This is a genomic window from Halomonas sp. PAMB 3232, from assembly GCF_031954225.1.
In the GTDB taxonomy this organism is placed as follows: Bacteria; Pseudomonadota; Gammaproteobacteria; order Pseudomonadales; family Halomonadaceae; genus Vreelandella.
Map to the genome: position 1 here is coordinate 3,452,666 of NZ_CP134865.1, position 17,236 is coordinate 3,469,901.

A 17,236-nucleotide genomic window follows, 5' to 3' on the forward strand; every position below is an offset into this window, starting at 1 on the left:
TCCGCGCTGCTCAAACGCCATTAATCCTCGTCATACTTAAGCCTGGAAAAGAGGCGTTTCAACCGTCGCTTTAGGCCGGGCGTGCTACGCTTAGCGTTACTTTTTCCTCCTTATAGGCTTTCGATCATGCGGCTACGTCTCTGGCTCTGCGCGTTTGCGTGCGCGTTCACTCTTCCCGCTTTTGCGCAGTCTTCCAGTGACTGGGCGGCCTATGACGACGTGTTCGAAAACGGCGCGCGTCAGGCGAATCTTTGGCAGTGGGGGTGGAGCGGCATCTACGCCACAAGCCTGGCGGTGAACGTTTACCAGTCGAGTGAGGCCAGCGATTCCGACGATCGGTTCGATGCACGGGTGGGCGCGGTGAAGTCCGCGCTGGCGCTGGGCGGCATGTTCACCGATCGTCAGCCGCACCCGGCGGCGCTGGCGCGCTACGAGCGCTTGAAGGCGAGCGGTGATTTGAGCGGCGTGCAGGCGCTGGGCCTCGAGCTTGCCCGCGCCGAGCGCGAGCGGCGCGGGTGGGGCGCGCGGGTAGGGTCGCTGGTGGTAAATGGGCTGGCCGCCGGGGTGATCGCCGCCGACGGGCGCGGTGATGACGCGGCGCTCAACTTCGCCTCGGGCATGCTGGTCAACGAGCTGCAGATCTGGACGCAGCCGAATCAGGCGTCATCCGCCATCAATCGCTTTCAGCCGGCGCGGGTGTCGATGGGGCCGATCACGCTGGAAGGCGAGTACGCCCTGACCGTAGCGCCCAACCAGCTCGGCGCGACCTGGCGCTACTGAGTCCTGGTCAACGATCACGCGTATTGCTCAACGAAAACGAGTACTTAGTAACGAAAACAAGTCCTGAGTAACGAAAAGAGAAGAGCGCCGGCCAGACATCCAACAGGCGCCAATAAAACAACGAGACGGCCATGGAAACGGTAGTGTCAGAAAGCGTGACAGGCAACGGTTCAGGCAGTAGCGCGCAAAGCGATACGGGGCACGTACAGATCGTTGATCAAGCGCATATCGCTCGGGTGCTGGTGGGGTTGGATGATCGTCGCCACGCGCTCACGGTGGCCATTGGTGATCAGGCAACAGACTACCCGGCGCACCTGGAGGCGGTGAGCCTTGAAAACGAGGAGCTTTTGCTGACCATTACCGATGCAGGCAGCTTAAGCCCCGCCACGCTCGATCAGCACGGCATCATACTCAAGGCGGAAAACGATCAGCAGCTGAGCTTCGAGCGTATCGAGGTGCACCGAAGCGAGCGTGCGGGCGAGGCGCTCAAGCTATGGGGAGCGCTTCCCGGGCGATTGACGACCGCCGCACGTCGGGGGCATACACGCATTGCGCTGCGCCGGGACATGAGCGTCGAGGCGGCGCTAACGCTGTTCGAAGGGCAGCCGCCTCTTGCGTCGACACTGCGCGACATTTCCGGCGGCGGGTGCCTCGTTCAACTGCCGCTGGCCGAGTGCGTGCCGTTAATCGAAGGAACACTCGTTCCCCACGTGACGCTGACCTTTCCCAACGGCGAGCGCTTCTCCATCGGCGCGTCGGTGCGCCACGTCACACCGGTTGTCGATACGCACGACGCAGCGGTCGGGCTGGCGTTCGAGCCCCTCGATCTTGGCCATCAGCAGCAGCTCATGGATATCGTGTCCACGACGCAGCGGGAAATCGCCTGGCGCAGTGGCGAAGGCTCGCGGCTGGCCTCGCCTTCCGCGCTTTACACCGCGCCGGACACGCGAAAGCGATCAAGGCGCGAAAAGCGGCGCCGCTCAACGCCAGTGGTCGCCTTGCTCAAAAAGATCACCCGCGATCTGCACCTTTTTTTGCTGGCCCTGCAAAGCGGCCAGCCGCTGCCGATCGAGCGGCTGGAGCGTAGCGCCAACCGGCTCATCAAACTGCACGGCGAGGACCGCCAGGCGCTCTTTTATGGCCTGACGTGCCTGACCCACGAGCCGGGCTGGCTGCAGCACTCGCTCGGCGTGGCGGGCAAGCTGGCGGATCTGATGCTGGCGGAGCCCTCTTTTGCCGCGCATACCCATCGGGCGGTGCGCGCCGCGCTCATGCATGACATGGGCAAGGCGCTTTTGATCGACGAGAACCTGCCGTCGCTCGAAAGCGAGATGAGCGAGCCGCAGCGCCAGCGCCTGCAGGCCCACGTGACGGTGCTGATGAGCGCGCTTTCAAAGGCGAACTACCCGTTCGAGGCGCTGGAGCGCGATATCATCGGCGCCATCAACGAACGGCTGGATGGCTCGGGCTATCCGCGCGGTGTCGAGGAGCAAGCGCTTTCGCCCATCGCCCGCATGGCAGCGGTCATCGACGTAATCGATGCCATGACGCGCGCCCGCGGCGACCGACCGCCGCTGAGTGCCGTTCAGGCCTACCGCTATCTTTACAATCGCCCGGCGCGGTTCGATCAGCACTGGGTGACCCGCTACGTGCAGCGCCATGGTTTCTACCCGCTGGGCAGTCTGGTCGAGTTCTCCAACGGCTACCTGGCGTGGGTGCTGGGCGTGGACGAGCGTGGCCAGCCCAACCGGGTGCGCGTGATTCGCAACCTGCGCTGGGACGATGCGTTCTACGACGACGAGGTCGGTCGCCTGGATTTCGAACAGCTCGGCCGGCTGACCGGGGCCGCCCTGCCCCACCTTCACGACCTTTAAAACGTTTTTGCTTGCCAGCCGCGCAGTGCACGCGGAGATTGCCACGCCCCTGCAAGCGGGTAAAATACTCGGCAATTTTTTGGCATTTTTGCATGTTATGTTATAACCTAATCCGTCGCCGAGGAGAGAGACGTTGAGCCACCACCCGCACCGCCACAATCGCGAAGGGCCCTGCCACTTCTCACTGATGTCACTATCCGCCACCAAACGTCTGCTGCTGGTCGCCGTACCGCTGCTGGCGCTGTGGCTGCTGGTTTTCTGGGCCGGCGGGTGGGCGCAATGAGCCATCGCGATCACACGCGGTTAAAGCTGGACGACCTGCACCTGGCCCAGGGTCGACGCATGGTGCTCGAGCACCTGCACGGCGACTTTCTCCCCGGCGCGATCACCGCGCTGGTTGGCGCTAACGGCGCGGGCAAGAGCACGCTGATTCAGGCCATCATGGGCGAACTGCGCCCGGTGTCCGGCCACGTACAGTGCGATATCGCCCCTGAGCGGCGCGCCTGGCTCCCCCAGCAGCTGGCGCTCGACTTGACCTTTCCGATGAGCGTCGAAGAGCTAGTGATGACCGGCACCTGGCCAAGCCACGGGGCGCTCAAGGGGTACTGCGCGGCCCACTACCGCAAGGGGCGCGACATCATGGGGCGGCTCGGCATTTCGCACCTGGCCCACCGGCCGCTGGGCGAGCTTTCCGGCGGCCAGCGCCAGCGCGCGCTGATCGGCCGCACGCTGATGCAGGAAGCGGAGCTTTTGCTGCTCGACGAACCGTTTGCCAACGTGGACCGCGAGACGGTCGATATTTTGATCACGATTTTTCGTCAGATGGCAGAAAGCGGCGTAACGCTGATCATCGTGCTGCACGACATGGATCACCTCAAGCGCCTGGCCGACGAGGTCCTGATCATAAGCCAGGGGCATGGCCGCTGGATGGCGCCGGAAGCGATGGCCGAGCCGCACCTGCCCGCGCATTCTCTCTCCTTCACGCTGGGAGGTCAGCATGCTGGAACTGCTTAACGCCTGGCTGATCGCCCCGTTCGACTACGGCTTCATGCGCCGCGCGGTCGTGGGCGGGCTGGCCCTTTCGATCGCCGCCCCGCCGCTGGGGGTCTTTCTGGTGCTGCGCGGCATGAGCCTGATCGGCGACGCCATGGCCCACGCCATCCTGCCGGGCGTGGCGCTCGGGTTTCTGCTGGCCGGCTTTTCGCTGCCGGTGATGAGTATTGGCGGCGTGCTGTTCGGGCTCATGGTGGCGCTGCTGGCCGGGGCGGTATCGAAAATGGGCGGCCAGCGTGAGGACGCCGCCATGGCGAGCTTCTTCATCATTTCGCTGGCCGCCGGGGTCATGCTGATCTCGATTGGCGGCAGCAGCGTGGATCTTACCCATGTGCTGTTTGGCTCGATTCTGGCGATCAACTCGACGGCCCTGCTGCTCATTGCCGGCATCAGCACGCTGATCGTCGTCACACTGGCCTGGATTTTCCGCGCGCTGGTGGTCGAGTGTCTGGACCCACTGTTTCTGCGCGGCCAAAGCCGGCGAAACGGCTGGGTGCACAGCGTATTTTTGGGGCTTTTGGTGCTCAACCTCACCGCGGGTTTCCAAACGCTGGGCACGCTGATGGCAGTGGGCCTGATGATGCTGCCCGCCACCGCCGCGCGCTTTTGGAGCAAGCGCCTGGAAGGGCTGATGGGCATCGCGGTGGTGCTGGCCATGCTCGCCAGCACCGGTGGGCTCTTGCTCTCTTACCACCTGGATATTCCGTCGGGGCCGAGCATCATTTTGCTGGCAGGCTCAGCGTACTTTTTCTCGGCACTGTTTGGCCGCTATCACAGCCTGGCGGCCAGGCTGCGGCGTAAAACGGCGCCGCTCGAGGCGGCGTCCGAGCTGCCCTAGCGCACAGGCGCCCGGCAGCAGCCGCTCATTAACCACGTATCAGGAGTCGTTATGTCGTTACGTTTTACCCCGCTAGTGGTCGGCGTATCCACGCTGCTGGCCCTGCCCGCCGCCATGGCCGCCGAGCGCGTTCAGGTGGTCACGAGCTTCTCCATTCTGGCCGACATGGTCGAAAACGTCGGCGGTGAGCACGTCGAGGTCAGCTCGCTGGTCGGCCCCGACGGTGACACCCACGTTTACTCGCCGCGCCCGGGCGACGCCCGGGCACTTGCCGAGGCGGATCTGGTCGTGTTCAACGGCCTGCTGCTTGAAGGCTGGATGGACCGCCTGCTGGACGCCAGCGACTACCAGGGCCGGCTGGTCACCGCCACCGACGGTATCGAAGCGCTGGACTACCACCCGCACGATCACGGCCATGATCATGGACACGCGCATGAGCATGATCACGCCCACGACAGCGGCGAGGCCCACGACCACAGCCACGAACACGCCCACGACAGCGATGAGGCCCACGATCCCAGTCACGAGCATGACCACGGCAGCGACGACGCTGACGATCACAGCCACGACGAGCATGACCATGCGCACGGCGACCAGGACCCGCACGCGTGGCAGGACATGGCCCAGGCCGAGGTCTATATCACCAACATTCGTGATGGCCTGATCGACGCCGACGAGGCGAACGCCGATGACTACCGCGCCAACGCCGAACGCTATCTGGAAGAGATGGCCGAGCTCGACGGTGAGCTTCGTGCGCTGCTCGAGGACGTGCCGAGTTCCGCCACCGTGATCACCGGCCACGACTCTTTCGGCTACTTCGCCAACGCCTACGGCGTGCGCTTTTTGTCGCCTTACGGGCTGTCGACGGAAGTCGAGCCGAGCGGCGCCAGCATGGCGGGCCTGGTCGATGTGATCAACGACGAAAACGTGCAGGCACTGTTTCACGAGAACATGACCAACCCCTCGGTGATCGAGCAGCTCGCTGAAGAGACCGGCCTTGAGATCAAGGGCACGCTCTACGCCGACGCCCTCTCAAGCGACGGCCCGGCCAGTACGTATCTGGGCATGATGCGCCACAACGCCGAGCTGCTGCACGACGCCCTGGCTCACGCGGGCAACGCCGAGCAGGCGCATGAGCACAGCCACGACCATGCTCATGAGCATGACCATGAGCACAGCCACTGACGAACGGCCGAGCGTCTGACGGTCTACCGAGCGCCCCTTGCGGGCGCTTTTTGTTGCTCAAGATTTTGTCTGGCGATGGTTTTTCAGGCGCCGCATACTAAAGCGCTCGGCGCTGCGGTAGCCGCCTCGCCTCAAAAGGATGTCATTTATGCGCCTAAACATCTATTTCACGCCTACTCTGCTTGGCACTGCGCTACTGCTCACGAGCGCGGCCCACGCGATGCCGGAACCGCACATGAATGCACTGGTGGATGAAACCATCGTGCCCCTGATGGCCGAGCACCGCATTCCCGGCATGGCGGTCGCCATTCACGTCAACGGCGAGCGCTACCTGTTCGACTACGGCCTGGCCGATCGCGAGGCGGGCGTGGCGGTGGATGCGCAGACGCTGTTCGAACTGGGTTCGCTCAGCAAGCTCTACACCGGTCTGCTGGCCGCCTACGCCGAGGCCAGCGGCGCGCTGGCACTGGCCGATCCGGTCAGCCGCCACCTGACCACGCTCGAGGGCAGTGCCTTCGATGATGTCACCCTGCTTGAGCTTGCCACCTACACCGCCGGCGGACTGCCGCTTCAGGTTCCGGAAACGGTCGAGGAGCCGGCCGTGCTCGACTACTTCCGGCAATGGACCCCGACCTTCGCGCCGGGCACTCACCGCCTCTACTCCAACCCGAGTATCGGCCTGCTGGGGGTCGTCGTCGCCCGCCGCCTGGGCGACACGTTCGAGGCGGCGATGAACGATCACGTTTTTACCCCGCTGGCACTCGAACACAGCTTTTACGATGTGCCCGAAAGCGAGCGGGCACACTACGCCTGGGGCTATTCGGCGGACGACACGCCGCGTCGGGTCAGCCCTGGCGTGCTGGACGCCCAGGCCTACGGGCTCAAGGCCACCGCCAGCGACGTGCTGCGCTTTGTGGAGGCGCACCTGGACAGCAGCGCGCTTGCGCCTGCGCTCCAGCAAGCGCTTGCCACCACTCGCGAAGGGTACGTCAGTCTGGGGGCAATGACCCAGGGGCTTGGCTGGGAGCGCTACGCCTATCCGACGACGCTTGACGCGTTAAAAGCGGGCAACGCGCTGGACGTCGTACTCGAAGCGAACCCGGTGAAACGGGAAGAGACCGTGCTCTCCGCCGAGAGCCCGGCATTTTTCAACAAGACCGGGGCAACCAACGGGTTTGGTAACTACGTGGCACTGGTGCCCGAGGCGGGGATCGCCGTGGTGCTGCTGGCTAACCGTAACTACCCCACTCAGGCACGTATCGAAGCCGCTTACACACTGATCGAACGGCTTAATGAGGCGCCGTAAACCACGCGCTGGCGCTTCGGCGTTGCATTTTGGCCGCCGGATGCGGAGACTTGGCGTCTCCTACCAGTGAACATGAGTGGAACCATGCACCTGAACGCCGATTTTTCCCGGTTTGCCAGCGTGACGCCCGGCGAGTATGAGTGGGTCGACTCCCCCAGCGCCGGGGTACAGCGCATGATGCTGGATCGTATCGGCGACGAGGTCGCCCGGGCCACGAGTCTGGTGCGCTACGCGCCTCATAGTCAGTTCGAGCGCCACGTGCACGGCGGCGGCGAGGAGATTCTGGTACTCGAGGGCGTGTTCGGTGACGAGCACGGCCGCTACCCGGCGGGCAGCTACCTGCGCAACCCGATCGGTACCGACCACGCGCCGCAAATCGGCGAAGAGGGCGCGCTGATTCTGGTCAAGCTCCACCAGTTCGAGCACACCGATACGCTCAAGATCGCGGTGCCCGCCCACCGCTTGCCCTGGCAGCCGGACCAGCGCGAAGGCGTGGCCTACAAGATGCTGCACACCCATGGCCAGGAGCGCGTAAGCCTGGAGAAGTGGGGCGCGGGCGTCGTCGCCCGCTACCCACAGCTCAGCAAGGGGCTCGAGATTTTCGTGCTGGAAGGGACGCTTTGGGACGGGGAGACCGAGTACCCGACGGGCAGCTGGTGTCGCTACCCCTATGGCGCTCTGCCCACGCTCGAGGCCGGCGCCCGCGGCGTTCGGCTCTATCTCAAGCGCGGGCATCTCTCTGCGGCGTAATGCTCAAAGCGCGTTGAGCCCGAGAAACGGCAGCAAGGTCAGCAGCGCGACCAGCAGCACCGCGACGATGGTCAGCACCACCTGGATGGGGTGGGCCAGAAAGCGCCGCCAGAGCGTGGGCGCCTCGCCCCGAGCGCGGGCCTGCTCGAACGCCGCGCGCTCGCGCTGCCGGCGCGCTTGCTGATACTCGGCCAGCGCCGCCTCGGCGGCCTCGCGCTGGCTCGAGTCGCGCAGCCAAATTGCATCGACCCCAAGGCGGAAAAAGCCGGCCTGGGTCTCATAAACGTCGAAGCCGCGCTCATCCAGCAGCCTTCGCACTTCCAGCGCCTCTTCATCGGTCACGTGGCGCAGGCGAAACAGCAGGTGCGCCACCCTAGTCGCCCATACCGGCCATGAGGTCGGCCTGGATCACCTCGATCCAGTAGCCGTCCGGGTCCTTGACGAAGATCACGTCCTTCATTTTGCCCTGATCGGCGCGCTTGACGAAGGTCACCTCACACACGTCGAACCAGGCCTGGGCGGCGTTGAGATCCGGCACGCTAAAGCAGATATGGCCAAAGCCCTGGGGCTCGGCGTTGCCGTCGTGGTAGGCGAAATCCGTCTGCTCCTCGGTGCCCCAGTTGTGGGTCAGCTCAAGAAGCCCCTTTTGCGCGAAGGTCCAGGCAGTGCGCTCGCGCGTATCTTCCGGGATTGGCTCGCCCTGCTCGACGTTGGCGAGAAAATAGAGCGAAAACTGCATCTCCTCGAAATCGAGTCGGCGCAACACGCGCATGCCGAATACGCGAGAGTAAAACGCCAGCGCCGTTTCCGGGTCCTTGACGCGCAGCATGGTGTGATTCAAACGAAACCCCTGGGTGTTGGCCGGGGCGGCGACCACGCCGGGATGCTGCTCACCTTGAAAACTCATGAAATGCTCCTTTAAGGCCGATAAACTTTGACGAAACCGAGGCCGTGTACAAGGATGTACTCTACTTGATACAGGTATGACGCGCATTTACCCCTATCAACCACATCCAACCTTAACAATGAGGTCGGTGGCCCACTAATTCCAGCCCCGGCTTCCGGAGGCATCATGTCTCGTGACCGTAATGTTTTAGGTGAGCCTTTAACGCCCTGCTGCCACAGCCCTAAAACCGGTTTCTATCGCGACGGTTTTTGCCGTGTCGGCCCTGACGATGCCGGTGTGCACTCCGTGTGCGCCATCGTCACCGAAGAGTTTCTCGCTTTTTCCCAGGCCCAGGGTAACGACCTGGTCACGCCGCGCCCGGAGTTCGGCTTTCCAGGGCTCGCCCCCGGTGATCGCTGGTGTCTGTGCGCCAAGCGCTGGCTGGAAGCGTCGGAAGTAGGCCTGGCGCCGCCGGTGATTCTGTCCGGCACCAACCAGAAAACCCTCGATATCATTCCCCTGGTCACGCTCCAGCAGCACGCCATGGACGCGGTACACTAGTCGATTTGACCAGGCTCGATGGATCAGTCTCGACGGCTTTACAAGCCGCCGCCGTATCCGGATAGTAGCACTCACGACAGGGGCGCCCGTTTGGGCTGAGATGCACCCTTTGAACCTGAACCGGATAGTACCGGCGTAGGGAGTCGTGGTGTTCGCACCACCTCTCTCGCCGGGAGGACGTCATGACCCTACCCCCGCTTGGCCACTACCTTGGCGCGCTTCGCGAAAGCACCCCGCTCGTTCACTGCATGACCAATTTCGTCGCCATGAACTCCAGCGCGAACCTGGTGCTGGCCGTCGGCGCGTCGCCGGCGATGCTTCACGCGATCGAAGAGGCGCCGGCGTTCACCGAACTTGCCGGGGCGCTGTCGATCAATATCGGCACCATATCACCGAGCTGGGCCAAAGCGATGCTGGCCTGCGCCGACGTGGCGAGACGCCGCTCGATCCCTTGGGTGCTGGACCCGGTGGCGGTGGGCGCGACCGCCTACCGCCGTGAGCTTTGCGAGCAGTTACTGGCACTCGAGCCCACGGTGATTCGCGCCAACGCCTCGGAAGTATTGGCGCTTGCCGGGCTCGAACGCCAGGGACGCGGCGTGGACGCCGCCCCCACGACCCACGACGTTGAGGCAGCCGCCATGGCGCTCGCCAAACGTCAGCGCTGCGTGGTCGCCATGACCGGCGAGCGCGATGTCGTCACCGACGGTACGCGCCATCTTCATATCGATGGCGGACACGCCCTGATGCCGCGCGTTACCACCCTTGGCTGCGGGCTTAGCGCCATCGTGGCGGGCTTTGTGGCGGCCAGCCCAAGCGCCGCGCTCGAGGCGAGCACGGCGGCTCTGGCCGCCTTCGCCGAGGCCGGGCGTGACGCCGGCGAGCGCGCTCGGGGGCCGGGCAGCTTTCAGGTCGAGCTGATCGATGCGCTCTACCGGCTCACGCCAGCGGCGCTCTCCCAGGCGGGATCGACGTGCGTGACGTCCAAGGGCCGCGAAGGAGATCAACCATGACGCTCGATCTTTCGCTTTATCTGGTGACCGACGCCGTGCTTTGCCGCGACTACGGGCTCGAGCGTACCGTCGAGGCCGCGGTGCGCGGCGGAGTGAGCGTGGTGCAGCTTCGCGACAAGCACGCCAGTGACGCCGCCATGGTCGACGAGGCCAAACGCCTGAAGGCGCTGCTCACCGGCACCGGCGTGCCGTTGATCATCAATGATCGACTCACCGTGGCGCTCGAAAGCGGCGCCGACGGCCTGCACGTCGGCCAAAGCGACGCCGCCGCGCTTGAGGCGCGCCAGGCGCTGGGTGATGATGCGATCATCGGGCTTTCGATCAACACCCTCGCAGAGCTTGCGCGCGCGCCGCGCGAGGCGCTCAGCTACTTTGGCCTCGGCCCCGTGTTTGCCACCGCCAGCAAGAGCGATCACGCCGCGCCGCTGGGCCTGAAGGGCTTGGCCGAGCTTGCCCGCGCCAGCCGCTTGCCAACGGTGGCGATCGGCGGGCTCAAGGCGGAACACGCTGACGACGTGCTCGCCGCCGGCGCCAACGGGCTGGCAGTGATCTCCGCGATTTGCGGCACACCGGACCCTTGCCGTGCCGCGCAGGCGTTCAAGCGGTGAAGCATCAGCTCGAGCATATCAGCGCCTTTGTGAAGGTGGCGGAGCTTGGCAGCTACACCCGCGCCGCCGAAGCGCTGGATCTTTCCCGTACCAGGCTATCGCGCCAGGTGATGGCGCTGGAAGAGACGCTGGGCGCGCGACTTTTGCAGCGTACCACGCGCCGCATTCACCTGACGCCGGAAGGCGAGCGCTACCTGGCCCACGCCCAATCGATACTGCGCGCGCTGGATGACGCGGCCAGCGACGTGGGCAGCACCACCCAGGCGGTACGCGGTGAAATGCGCATCAACGCGCCGATGAGCTTCGGCGTGCGCTACCTGGCACCGCTGGTGGCGGAGTTCATGACCGAGCATCCCGAACTCGAGGTGCGTCTGGATCTCAACGACCGCCGGGTGGATCTCATCGAAGAGGGGTATGACGTGGCGATCCGTATCGGCCAGCTGGCGGACTCCAGCCTGATCGCGCGGCGCCTCACCCGGTGTCGGATGCTGTTTTGCGCCTCGCCGGACTATCTTGCAAGGATGGGTACGCCCACTACGCTAGCGGCGCTGGCCGACCACCGCTGCCTTCGATACCGCAGCGGCCAGGCCAGCGCCGACTGGGTGCTGGGTAACGCGACCACGCTGACCCCGCAGGGCCCGCTTGAAAGCAACAATGGCGACGTCCTGACCCACATGGCAGAGGCCGGGCTCGGTATCGCTCAGCAGCCAAGCTTTCTGGTCACCGAGAGCATTCTGACGGGCCGGCTGGTGCCGCTTCTGACCGACCAACCGCCGGTCATGCTCGATATTCACGCGCTCTATATGGCCAGGCGCTACCTGCCGGCCAAGGTCGAGCGCTTCATCGACCGGCTGCAGCAGGCCTGGGGTAATCCACCCTGCTGGGAAGAGGCCATGGGACTATCGCGCCTGACGCAACAGTGAAGTGGAAAAAGCGCAGATTATCTTCGACTCCGGCCGCGCTAAAGTCTCTCCATCGGCAACGTTCTGCCCCTTTGGAGACCCCCTCATGAACACCGCGCAACCGACATCCACCAACGCCTTCCAACCCTACGTTTTCCAACCCTACGCCACGACGCTGCTGCGCGTAGCGCTCGGCGTCATGGCGCTGGCCCATGGCCTTTTGAAAGTGCTGGTATTCACCCTGCCCGGCACGGTGGCCTACTTCGAATCATTGGGGCTACCCGGTTTTCTGGCTTACCTGACCATCGCCGGTGAAATCGGGGGCGGCCTGGCGCTGATCCTCGGTGTTTATACCCGCTGGGTGAGCCTGGCAATGATTCCGCTGCTGCTGGGGGCGGCCTCGGTTCACCTGGGTAACGGCTGGATGTTCTCCAACGCTGGCGGCGGCTGGGAGTTCCCGGTCTTCTGGGCACTCGCGCTGCTGGTACAGGCAGGGCTGGGGGGTGGACGTTTCAGCCTGACCGACCGCTCTCGCTAATCACGTTACGACGCCATGCCAGGCCCCGGTTGATGGGGCCTTTTGAAGGAGATCGATCATGCTACCCAGCCTGTTTGTTTCCCACGGCTCCCCGATGCTTGCGCTTAACGCCACGCCCGCCCACCGTTTTCTGCGCGAGCTGGGGCAAACCCTGACCCCCAAAGCGGTCATCGTCATCTCCGCCCACTGGGAGAGTTTAACGCTCAAGGTCAGCCAGAGTGCGTGGCCGGAAACCCTTCATGACTTTGGCGGCTTCCCCCGCGAGCTATTCGATTGCCAGTACCCCGCCCCGGGCGAGCCCGTACTGGCCAGGCGGCTGGGTGACCTATTGGGCGCCACTGTCGTCGATCGTGGCTTCGACCACGGCGCCTGGGTGCCGCTGTCGCTGATGTTTCCAAATGCCGACGTTCCGGTCGTTTCGCTGTCGCTACCGCTTCGCTGGTCGAGCGAAAAGCTCAAAGCGCTGGGGGAACAGCTCGCTCCCCTGCGCGAAGAGGGCGTGCTGATCATGGGCTCGGGCAGCCTGACGCATAACCTGTACGAAACCATGGCGATGGGCAGCCGGATGCCGCCGTGGGTCGGCGAGTTTTCCGACTGGGTGAACACGCAGTTCGAAACGAACAATCGCGACGCATTGCTGGCGTGGCAGAGCGCCCCGCAAGCGCAGCGCAATCACCCCACGCCAGAGCATTTTTTACCCTTGCTGGTGGCCATGGGTGCCGGCGGCGATGCCAGGCAGCTTCACCACAGCGTCGAGCACGGCGTGCTGGCGATGGACGTTTACGCCTTCGACTAAACGCTCATCCACATCGCCTGGCACGTGTTTCTGAGCGAACGGTCCCCCGTTACACGAGTGGGCTTACGCCGTCGGGCGGCGCTTGAGCGTAGTGCGGCGGTCGTGATAAGCGATCCAGAGCCCGCTTGCCATGATCAGCGCGCTGCCGATCCATACCCAGCGATCCGGAAGCTCGCCCCAGAACCACCATCCCAGCAGCACTGCCCATAAAAGCGCCGTATAGTCGAAGGGGGCAGCAATCGCAGCCGGCGCATGGCGAAACGCCAGCGTAATGAATGCGGTCGCCGCGACCCCCAGTAGGCCAGAGGCCAAAAAGCCCAGCCAGTGAATCGGTTCCGGCGTCGTCCAGACAAACGGCACCATGGCGCCAGTGAGTAGCATGGGTACCAGGGTCATGTAGAACACCAGCGCCCAAAAGGACTCTCGCGAACCGTAGCGCCGGGCGGTAATCATCGTCAGGGCGTAGAACAGCGCGGCACCGATCAATACCAGCGCGCCGATGTGAAAGGCGTCGCCGCCAGGACGCACCACGACCAGCACGCCGGCAAAGCCCAGCAGCGAAGCGGCCAAGACCGGGCGGTCGATGCGCTCACCCAACAGCGGCACCGACAAGAGCGTGACGAACAGCGGTGCGACAAAGGCGATCGCCGTGGCTTCGGCCAGCGGCATGAGAATCAGGCCAATGATGAAGCAGGTCATGGTGGCGGTATGAATCAACCCACGAAGTAAATGTACGCCCGGGCGACGCGTGGCGAGCTTTCTTAGCCCGCCGGCGAAGTGGGCGAGCAGTGCGATCAGCGGCAGCGACACCAGGCTGCGAAAGAAGGTGATTTGAACCGGCGAGTGGGTTTCGCCCAGCCATTTCGAGATGGCGTCGCCGAGTGCCAGAAACAGCACCCCGAGACACATGCTCAGGATTCCCTTTAGCGACGTCGACACGACCGCTTCTCCTCCATTGGGCAGCGACCGTGGCCACGCCCATAAAAAAAGCCCCGCCGACGATCCGCCGGCGGGGCCACGTTTCTGACCACGCTAAAGGCTTGCGTTGACCACCATGCAGTCCATACCGCGGGCGTGAAGCGTCTGACAGGCAGCGATGGCGCGCGCTTCGTCGAGCGCTACCACGCGAGCGCGAAACACCGGTGTCTGGCCATCAATGGTGTCCACCGCCACGCGCCCGCCGACGTTATTGGGCAGATGCTGGGCGGCTTGACGGGCGAGCTGCTCGGCATGGCTTGCCTGACTGAACGCGCCGACCTGGATACCCCAGCCGCCACTTCCCGCCACGGCCAGTGCCGGAGCGCTAATGCCCTGCTGCTCGTTGATCAGCGCGCGTAGCGGGTCGCGCGGTGCGGCCTCCGGCGAGGGGCGCGCGGGCTGGGCCACCGGTGCCGCGGTGGGCGCCATATTGGCCCCAGCGGTAGCCGAGGGTGACATCGTGGTGGTATCGATGTTGGCCAGAATTGGCGAGGGCGGCGTGCTTGGCGGCGGGGAACTCAAGGGTACCGGTGCCCGGCCAAAGGACATGAACTCCCGCGAGAAATTGGTATCGGCCATCCAGCTGGTGTTGTCGCGCAGCCTGGCGCGGGCGAAGCTGCGATCGAGCAGATCCGCCATGTGGGCATCGCGAGACGAGGAGCTGAAACCGCCCATCACGACCGCGATCATGCGACGGCCGTCGTGCACCGCGGTGGTCGCCACATTGAAGCCGGAGGCGCGAATGAAGCCGGTTTTCAGCCCGTCGGCGCCGGGATAGTCGCGCACCAGCCGGTTATGGCTGGTATGACGCGTGCCCTTGTAGCTGAACTCCTGCAGGCCGAAATAGTGATAATACTGGGGGAAGTCCTGCATCACGCGGGTCGAAAGGATCAGCATGTCGCGAGCAGTCGTGATCTGACCACTATCCGGCAAGCCCGAGGCGTTACGAAAGGTGGTATTGTTCATGCCAAGCTCGCGCGCCTTGGCCGTCATGAGGCTGGCAAAGCGCTGCTCGCTGCCACCGAGCGCCTCGGCCACCACCACGGCCACGTCATTGGCCGAGCGCACGGTCAATGCACGAATGGCCGTGTCCAGATCGATGGTGCTGCCCGCCGAGAGCCAAAGCTTGGTCGCGGGCATGGCGGAAGCCTGCGCGGACACCGCCAGCGGCTGGTTGAAGCTCAACTCACCCCGCTCGACCGCTTCCAACGCCAGATAGATGGTCATCATCTTGGTGAGCGAGGCGGGATAGCGCGGGGCATCGGCATTTTCCGAGTAGAGCACTTCGCCATTTTCCAGATCGACCACGATGCCCGCGTAGCGCGGGTTGCCGTCAGCCTGTGCACTGTTTCCCAGTACCAGCACCATGATGGTCACGGCGCACACAAGCCACCACCGCAGGGCGGTGTGTGAAGTCACGTCCCTCGCTGCCATACTTGCCCCTTTCAATCGCCTTGAGTTGTCCAGAAACCGCCCTACGCGGGCTTCGCCCCAGGCGCTCAGGTTAGCACGTCGGGGGCCGCAGTAAACGCCTTCTAAAACCGGAAAAACGCATTTCCTCTGGTGCAGACATAAAAAAAACCGACCCCGGAGGGTCGGTTTTCGCTGTGTCTTGAAAGCCCGTGCTACGAATACGTGATTCGAACACCGGTCTCAAACGCGGCGTGGCCTTGGTGGCGCGTCTTACTCTTCCGCGGCGGCGTCTTCGATTGCCGGGCGGTCGACCAGTTCGACGTACGCCATGGGCGCGTTGTCACCGGGACGGAAGCCACACTTGAGAATACGGATGTAGCCACCCGGACGCTCGGCGTAACGCGGACCCAGTTCGTTGAACAGTTTGCCGACCGCGTCCTTGGAACGGGTGCGGGCAAACGCCAGACGACGGTTCGCGACGCTGTCCTGCTTGGCCAGAGTGATCAGCGGCTCGATGACGCGACGCAGCTCTTTGGCCTTGGGCAGGGTTGTCTTGATTACTTCGTGCTCGACCAGCGACACGGACATGTTCTTGAACATGGCATGGCGGTGCGAGCTATTGCGGTTTAATTGACGACCACTCTTACGATGACGCATGGTTGTGATTCCTTACCAAACTGGGACTCAAGTCGACGCTTACGCGGAGGCCTTGTCGTCCTTCAGACTCGCGGGTGGCCAGTTCTCCAGCCGCATGCCAAGGGAAAGACCGCGCGCTGCCAAAACATCCTTGATTTCGTTCAAGGACTTCTTACCGAGGTTCGGGGTCTTCAACAGCTCCACTTCCGTGCGCTGGATCAGATCACCGATGTAGTAAATATTCTCGGCTTTCAGGCAGTTCGCGCTGCGAACGGTCAACTCGAGATCGTCTACGGGGCGCAACAGGATCGGATCGATGTGATCCTCTTCCTCTTCGACTTCCTGTTCCTTATCGGCTTCCAGGTCGACGAAGGCGGCCAGCTGCTCTTGCAGGATGGTCGCACTGCGGCGGATAGCCTCTTCCGGATCCAGAGTACCGTCGGTTTCCAGATCGATAATCAGCTTATCGAGGTCGGTACGCTGCTCGACACGAGCGGCTTCGACCGAGTAGGAAACGCGGCGGACAGGGCTGAAGGTGGCATCCAGCTGCAGGCGACCGATCGCGCGGGTCTCTTCATCGGAGCCACGAGCGTCAGCCGGTTCGTAACCACGACCCAGCGCCACCTTGAGCTGAATTTTCAGCTCGGCACCTTCATTGACGTGAGCAATGACGTGATCCGGGTTGACGATTTCGACGCTATGATCAAGCGCAATGTCGCCAGCGGTGACGACGGCCGGGCCCTGCTTGTTCAGCGAGAGCACCGCCTCATCGCGGCTGTGCATCTTGATCGCAACATCTTTCAAGTTCAGGAGGATCTCAATGACATCTTCCTGCACCCCTTCGAGGGCACTGTATTCGTGCTCGACACCTGCGATCTCGGCCTCTACCACGGCGGCGCCGGGCATGGACGAAAGCAGAATGCGACGCAGTGCATTCCCCAGGGTGTGGCCAAAGCCGCGCTCGAACGGTTCGAGAACGATCCTGGCATGATGTGCGCTGATTTCTTCGACCTTGATATCGCGCGGGCGAAGAAACTCTGTCACTGAACGCTGCATATGAACACCTTTCAGGCTGCCAAACGGATACTGAGTACTCTAGAGCGTGTACTCAAGAGCATCCGG

At 63.8% G+C, this 17,236-nt stretch carries 20 protein-coding genes and 1 riboswitch; of the genes, 14 read left to right on the forward strand and 6 right to left on the reverse strand.

Annotated features, from left to right (window positions below):
• The first annotated feature begins 126 nt into the window (after positions 1–126).
• From RN346_RS15810 to RN346_RS15845, 8 genes are all read left to right on the forward strand, one after another.
• Positions 127–780 carry a hypothetical protein gene (locus RN346_RS15810; protein ID WP_311961684.1) on the forward strand — a complete coding sequence of 218 codons (654 nt, stop codon included), beginning with the start codon at positions 127–129 and terminating at the stop codon, positions 778–780.
• Positions 781–911: 131 nt separating this feature from the next.
• Positions 912–2,654, forward strand: a complete 1,743-nt coding sequence (locus RN346_RS15815) for an HD domain-containing phosphohydrolase (RefSeq protein WP_311961685.1) — start codon at positions 912–914, stop codon at positions 2,652–2,654.
• A 133-nt stretch (positions 2,655–2,787) separates the two neighbouring features.
• Positions 2,788–2,937: a hypothetical protein gene (locus RN346_RS15820; RefSeq protein WP_252105911.1), complete on the forward strand. Its 150-nt coding sequence runs from the start codon at positions 2,788–2,790 to the stop codon at positions 2,935–2,937.
• Positions 2,934–3,668 carry an ATP-binding cassette domain-containing protein gene (locus tag RN346_RS15825; RefSeq protein WP_311961686.1) on the forward strand — a complete coding sequence of 245 codons (735 nt, stop codon included), beginning with the start codon at positions 2,934–2,936 and terminating at the stop codon, positions 3,666–3,668. Before RN346_RS15820 ends, RN346_RS15825 begins: the two co-directional genes overlap by 4 nt.
• Positions 3,652–4,545 carry a metal ABC transporter permease gene (locus RN346_RS15830; RefSeq protein ID WP_252105909.1) on the forward strand — a complete coding sequence of 298 codons (894 nt, stop codon included), beginning with the start codon at positions 3,652–3,654 and terminating at the stop codon, positions 4,543–4,545. Before RN346_RS15825 ends, RN346_RS15830 begins: the two co-directional genes overlap by 17 nt.
• Before the next feature lie 51 nt (positions 4,546–4,596).
• A complete protein-coding gene (locus RN346_RS15835; RefSeq protein ID WP_311961687.1) occupies positions 4,597–5,730 on the forward strand; it encodes a metal ABC transporter solute-binding protein, Zn/Mn family in 1,134 nt (377 codons plus the stop codon).
• A 148-nt stretch (positions 5,731–5,878) separates the two neighbouring features.
• On the forward strand, positions 5,879–7,036 hold the full coding sequence (gene ampC / locus RN346_RS15840) for a class C beta-lactamase (RefSeq protein ID WP_311961688.1): 1,158 nt from the start codon (positions 5,879–5,881) through the stop codon (positions 7,034–7,036).
• A gap of 84 nt (positions 7,037–7,120) precedes the next feature.
• Positions 7,121–7,786, forward strand: coding sequence for a cupin domain-containing protein (locus RN346_RS15845; RefSeq protein ID WP_311961689.1), 666 nt, complete (start codon positions 7,121–7,123; stop codon positions 7,784–7,786).
• A gap of 3 nt (positions 7,787–7,789) precedes the next feature.
• Here RN346_RS15845 and RN346_RS15850 read toward each other — a convergent pair whose 3' ends face one another.
• Both RN346_RS15850 and gloA read right to left on the reverse strand, forming a co-directional pair.
• Complete coding sequence (locus tag RN346_RS15850; protein ID WP_311958908.1) at positions 7,790–8,158, reverse strand: DUF6164 family protein; 369 nt, start codon at positions 8,156–8,158, stop codon at positions 7,790–7,792.
• Position 8,159: 1 nt separating this feature from the next.
• Entirely contained in the window at positions 8,160–8,693 is a 534-nt protein-coding gene (gene gloA, locus RN346_RS15855) for a lactoylglutathione lyase (RefSeq protein WP_263585851.1), read from the reverse strand.
• Between the two features lie 165 nt (positions 8,694–8,858).
• Here gloA and RN346_RS15860 point away from each other — a divergent pair, with 165 nt between their 5' ends.
• From RN346_RS15860 to RN346_RS15885, 6 genes are all read left to right on the forward strand, one after another.
• Entirely contained in the window at positions 8,859–9,233 is a 375-nt protein-coding gene (locus tag RN346_RS15860) for a DUF2237 family protein (RefSeq protein ID WP_252105889.1), read from the forward strand.
• A 68-nt stretch (positions 9,234–9,301) separates the two neighbouring features.
• Positions 9,302–9,392, forward strand: a riboswitch (TPP riboswitch).
• 23 nt (positions 9,393–9,415) lie between these two features.
• Complete coding sequence (thiM, locus tag RN346_RS15865; RefSeq protein ID WP_311961690.1) at positions 9,416–10,243, forward strand: hydroxyethylthiazole kinase; 828 nt, start codon at positions 9,416–9,418, stop codon at positions 10,241–10,243.
• Positions 10,240–10,851 carry a thiamine phosphate synthase gene (gene thiE, locus RN346_RS15870; RefSeq protein ID WP_311961691.1) on the forward strand — a complete coding sequence of 204 codons (612 nt, stop codon included), beginning with the start codon at positions 10,240–10,242 and terminating at the stop codon, positions 10,849–10,851. Before thiM ends, thiE begins: the two co-directional genes overlap by 4 nt.
• Positions 10,848–11,774: a LysR substrate-binding domain-containing protein gene (locus RN346_RS15875; RefSeq protein WP_311961692.1), complete on the forward strand. Its 927-nt coding sequence runs from the start codon at positions 10,848–10,850 to the stop codon at positions 11,772–11,774. The genes thiE and RN346_RS15875 overlap by 4 nt, the downstream gene beginning before the upstream one ends.
• Positions 11,775–11,859: 85 nt before the next feature.
• Positions 11,860–12,291: a DoxX family protein gene (locus RN346_RS15880; protein ID WP_311961693.1), complete on the forward strand. Its 432-nt coding sequence runs from the start codon at positions 11,860–11,862 to the stop codon at positions 12,289–12,291.
• A gap of 58 nt (positions 12,292–12,349) precedes the next feature.
• Positions 12,350–13,087 (forward strand): class III extradiol ring-cleavage dioxygenase, encoded by a 738-nt coding sequence (locus RN346_RS15885; protein WP_311961694.1) that lies wholly within the window; start codon positions 12,350–12,352, stop codon positions 13,085–13,087.
• A gap of 63 nt (positions 13,088–13,150) precedes the next feature.
• Here RN346_RS15885 and RN346_RS15890 read toward each other — a convergent pair whose 3' ends face one another.
• From RN346_RS15890 to RN346_RS15905, 4 genes are all read right to left on the reverse strand, one after another.
• Complete coding sequence (locus RN346_RS15890; protein ID WP_311961695.1) at positions 13,151–14,026, reverse strand: DMT family transporter; 876 nt, start codon at positions 14,024–14,026, stop codon at positions 13,151–13,153.
• 93 nt (positions 14,027–14,119) lie between these two features.
• Positions 14,120–15,499, reverse strand: a complete 1,380-nt coding sequence (locus tag RN346_RS15895; protein WP_311961696.1) for a serine hydrolase — start codon at positions 15,497–15,499, stop codon at positions 14,120–14,122.
• Positions 15,500–15,748: 249 nt separating this feature from the next.
• The gene (gene rplQ / locus RN346_RS15900; protein WP_252105881.1) at positions 15,749–16,135 is read right to left on the reverse strand and encodes a 50S ribosomal protein L17; all 387 of its coding nucleotides are present in this window, start codon (positions 16,133–16,135) and stop codon (positions 15,749–15,751) included.
• Between the two features lie 39 nt (positions 16,136–16,174).
• Positions 16,175–17,170, reverse strand: coding sequence for a DNA-directed RNA polymerase subunit alpha (locus tag RN346_RS15905; protein ID WP_252105880.1), 996 nt, complete (start codon positions 17,168–17,170; stop codon positions 16,175–16,177).
• Between the last annotated feature and the right edge of the window lie 66 nt (positions 17,171–17,236).

What these genes read in the sequence shown, in the direction of transcription:
- RN346_RS15810 (WP_311961684.1), top strand. Translation starts at nt 127, where the DNA reads ATGCGGCTACGTCTCTGGCTCTGCGCGTTTGCGTGCGCGTTCACTCTT.
- RN346_RS15815 (WP_311961685.1), top strand. Translation starts at nt 912, where the DNA reads ATGGAAACGGTAGTGTCAGAAAGCGTGACAGGCAACGGTTCAGGCAGT.
- RN346_RS15825 (WP_311961686.1), top strand. Translation starts at nt 2,934, where the DNA reads ATGAGCCATCGCGATCACACGCGGTTAAAGCTGGACGACCTGCACCTG.
- RN346_RS15830 (WP_252105909.1), top strand. Translation starts at nt 3,652, where the DNA reads ATGCTGGAACTGCTTAACGCCTGGCTGATCGCCCCGTTCGACTACGGC.
- RN346_RS15835 (WP_311961687.1), top strand. Translation starts at nt 4,597, where the DNA reads ATGTCGTTACGTTTTACCCCGCTAGTGGTCGGCGTATCCACGCTGCTG.
- ampC (WP_311961688.1), top strand. Translation starts at nt 5,879, where the DNA reads ATGCGCCTAAACATCTATTTCACGCCTACTCTGCTTGGCACTGCGCTA.
- RN346_RS15845 (WP_311961689.1), top strand. Translation starts at nt 7,121, where the DNA reads ATGCACCTGAACGCCGATTTTTCCCGGTTTGCCAGCGTGACGCCCGGC.
- gloA (WP_263585851.1), bottom strand. Translation starts at nt 8,693, where the DNA reads ATGAGTTTTCAAGGTGAGCAGCATCCCGGCGTGGTCGCCGCCCCGGCC.
- RN346_RS15860 (WP_252105889.1), top strand. Translation starts at nt 8,859, where the DNA reads ATGTCTCGTGACCGTAATGTTTTAGGTGAGCCTTTAACGCCCTGCTGC.
- thiM (WP_311961690.1), top strand. Translation starts at nt 9,416, where the DNA reads ATGACCCTACCCCCGCTTGGCCACTACCTTGGCGCGCTTCGCGAAAGC.
- thiE (WP_311961691.1), top strand. Translation starts at nt 10,240, where the DNA reads ATGACGCTCGATCTTTCGCTTTATCTGGTGACCGACGCCGTGCTTTGC.
- RN346_RS15880 (WP_311961693.1), top strand. Translation starts at nt 11,860, where the DNA reads ATGAACACCGCGCAACCGACATCCACCAACGCCTTCCAACCCTACGTT.
- RN346_RS15885 (WP_311961694.1), top strand. Translation starts at nt 12,350, where the DNA reads ATGCTACCCAGCCTGTTTGTTTCCCACGGCTCCCCGATGCTTGCGCTT.
- RN346_RS15895 (WP_311961696.1), bottom strand. Translation starts at nt 15,499, where the DNA reads ATGGCAGCGAGGGACGTGACTTCACACACCGCCCTGCGGTGGTGGCTT.
- rplQ (WP_252105881.1), bottom strand. Translation starts at nt 16,135, where the DNA reads ATGCGTCATCGTAAGAGTGGTCGTCAATTAAACCGCAATAGCTCGCAC.
- RN346_RS15905 (WP_252105880.1), bottom strand. Translation starts at nt 17,170, where the DNA reads ATGCAGCGTTCAGTGACAGAGTTTCTTCGCCCGCGCGATATCAAGGTC.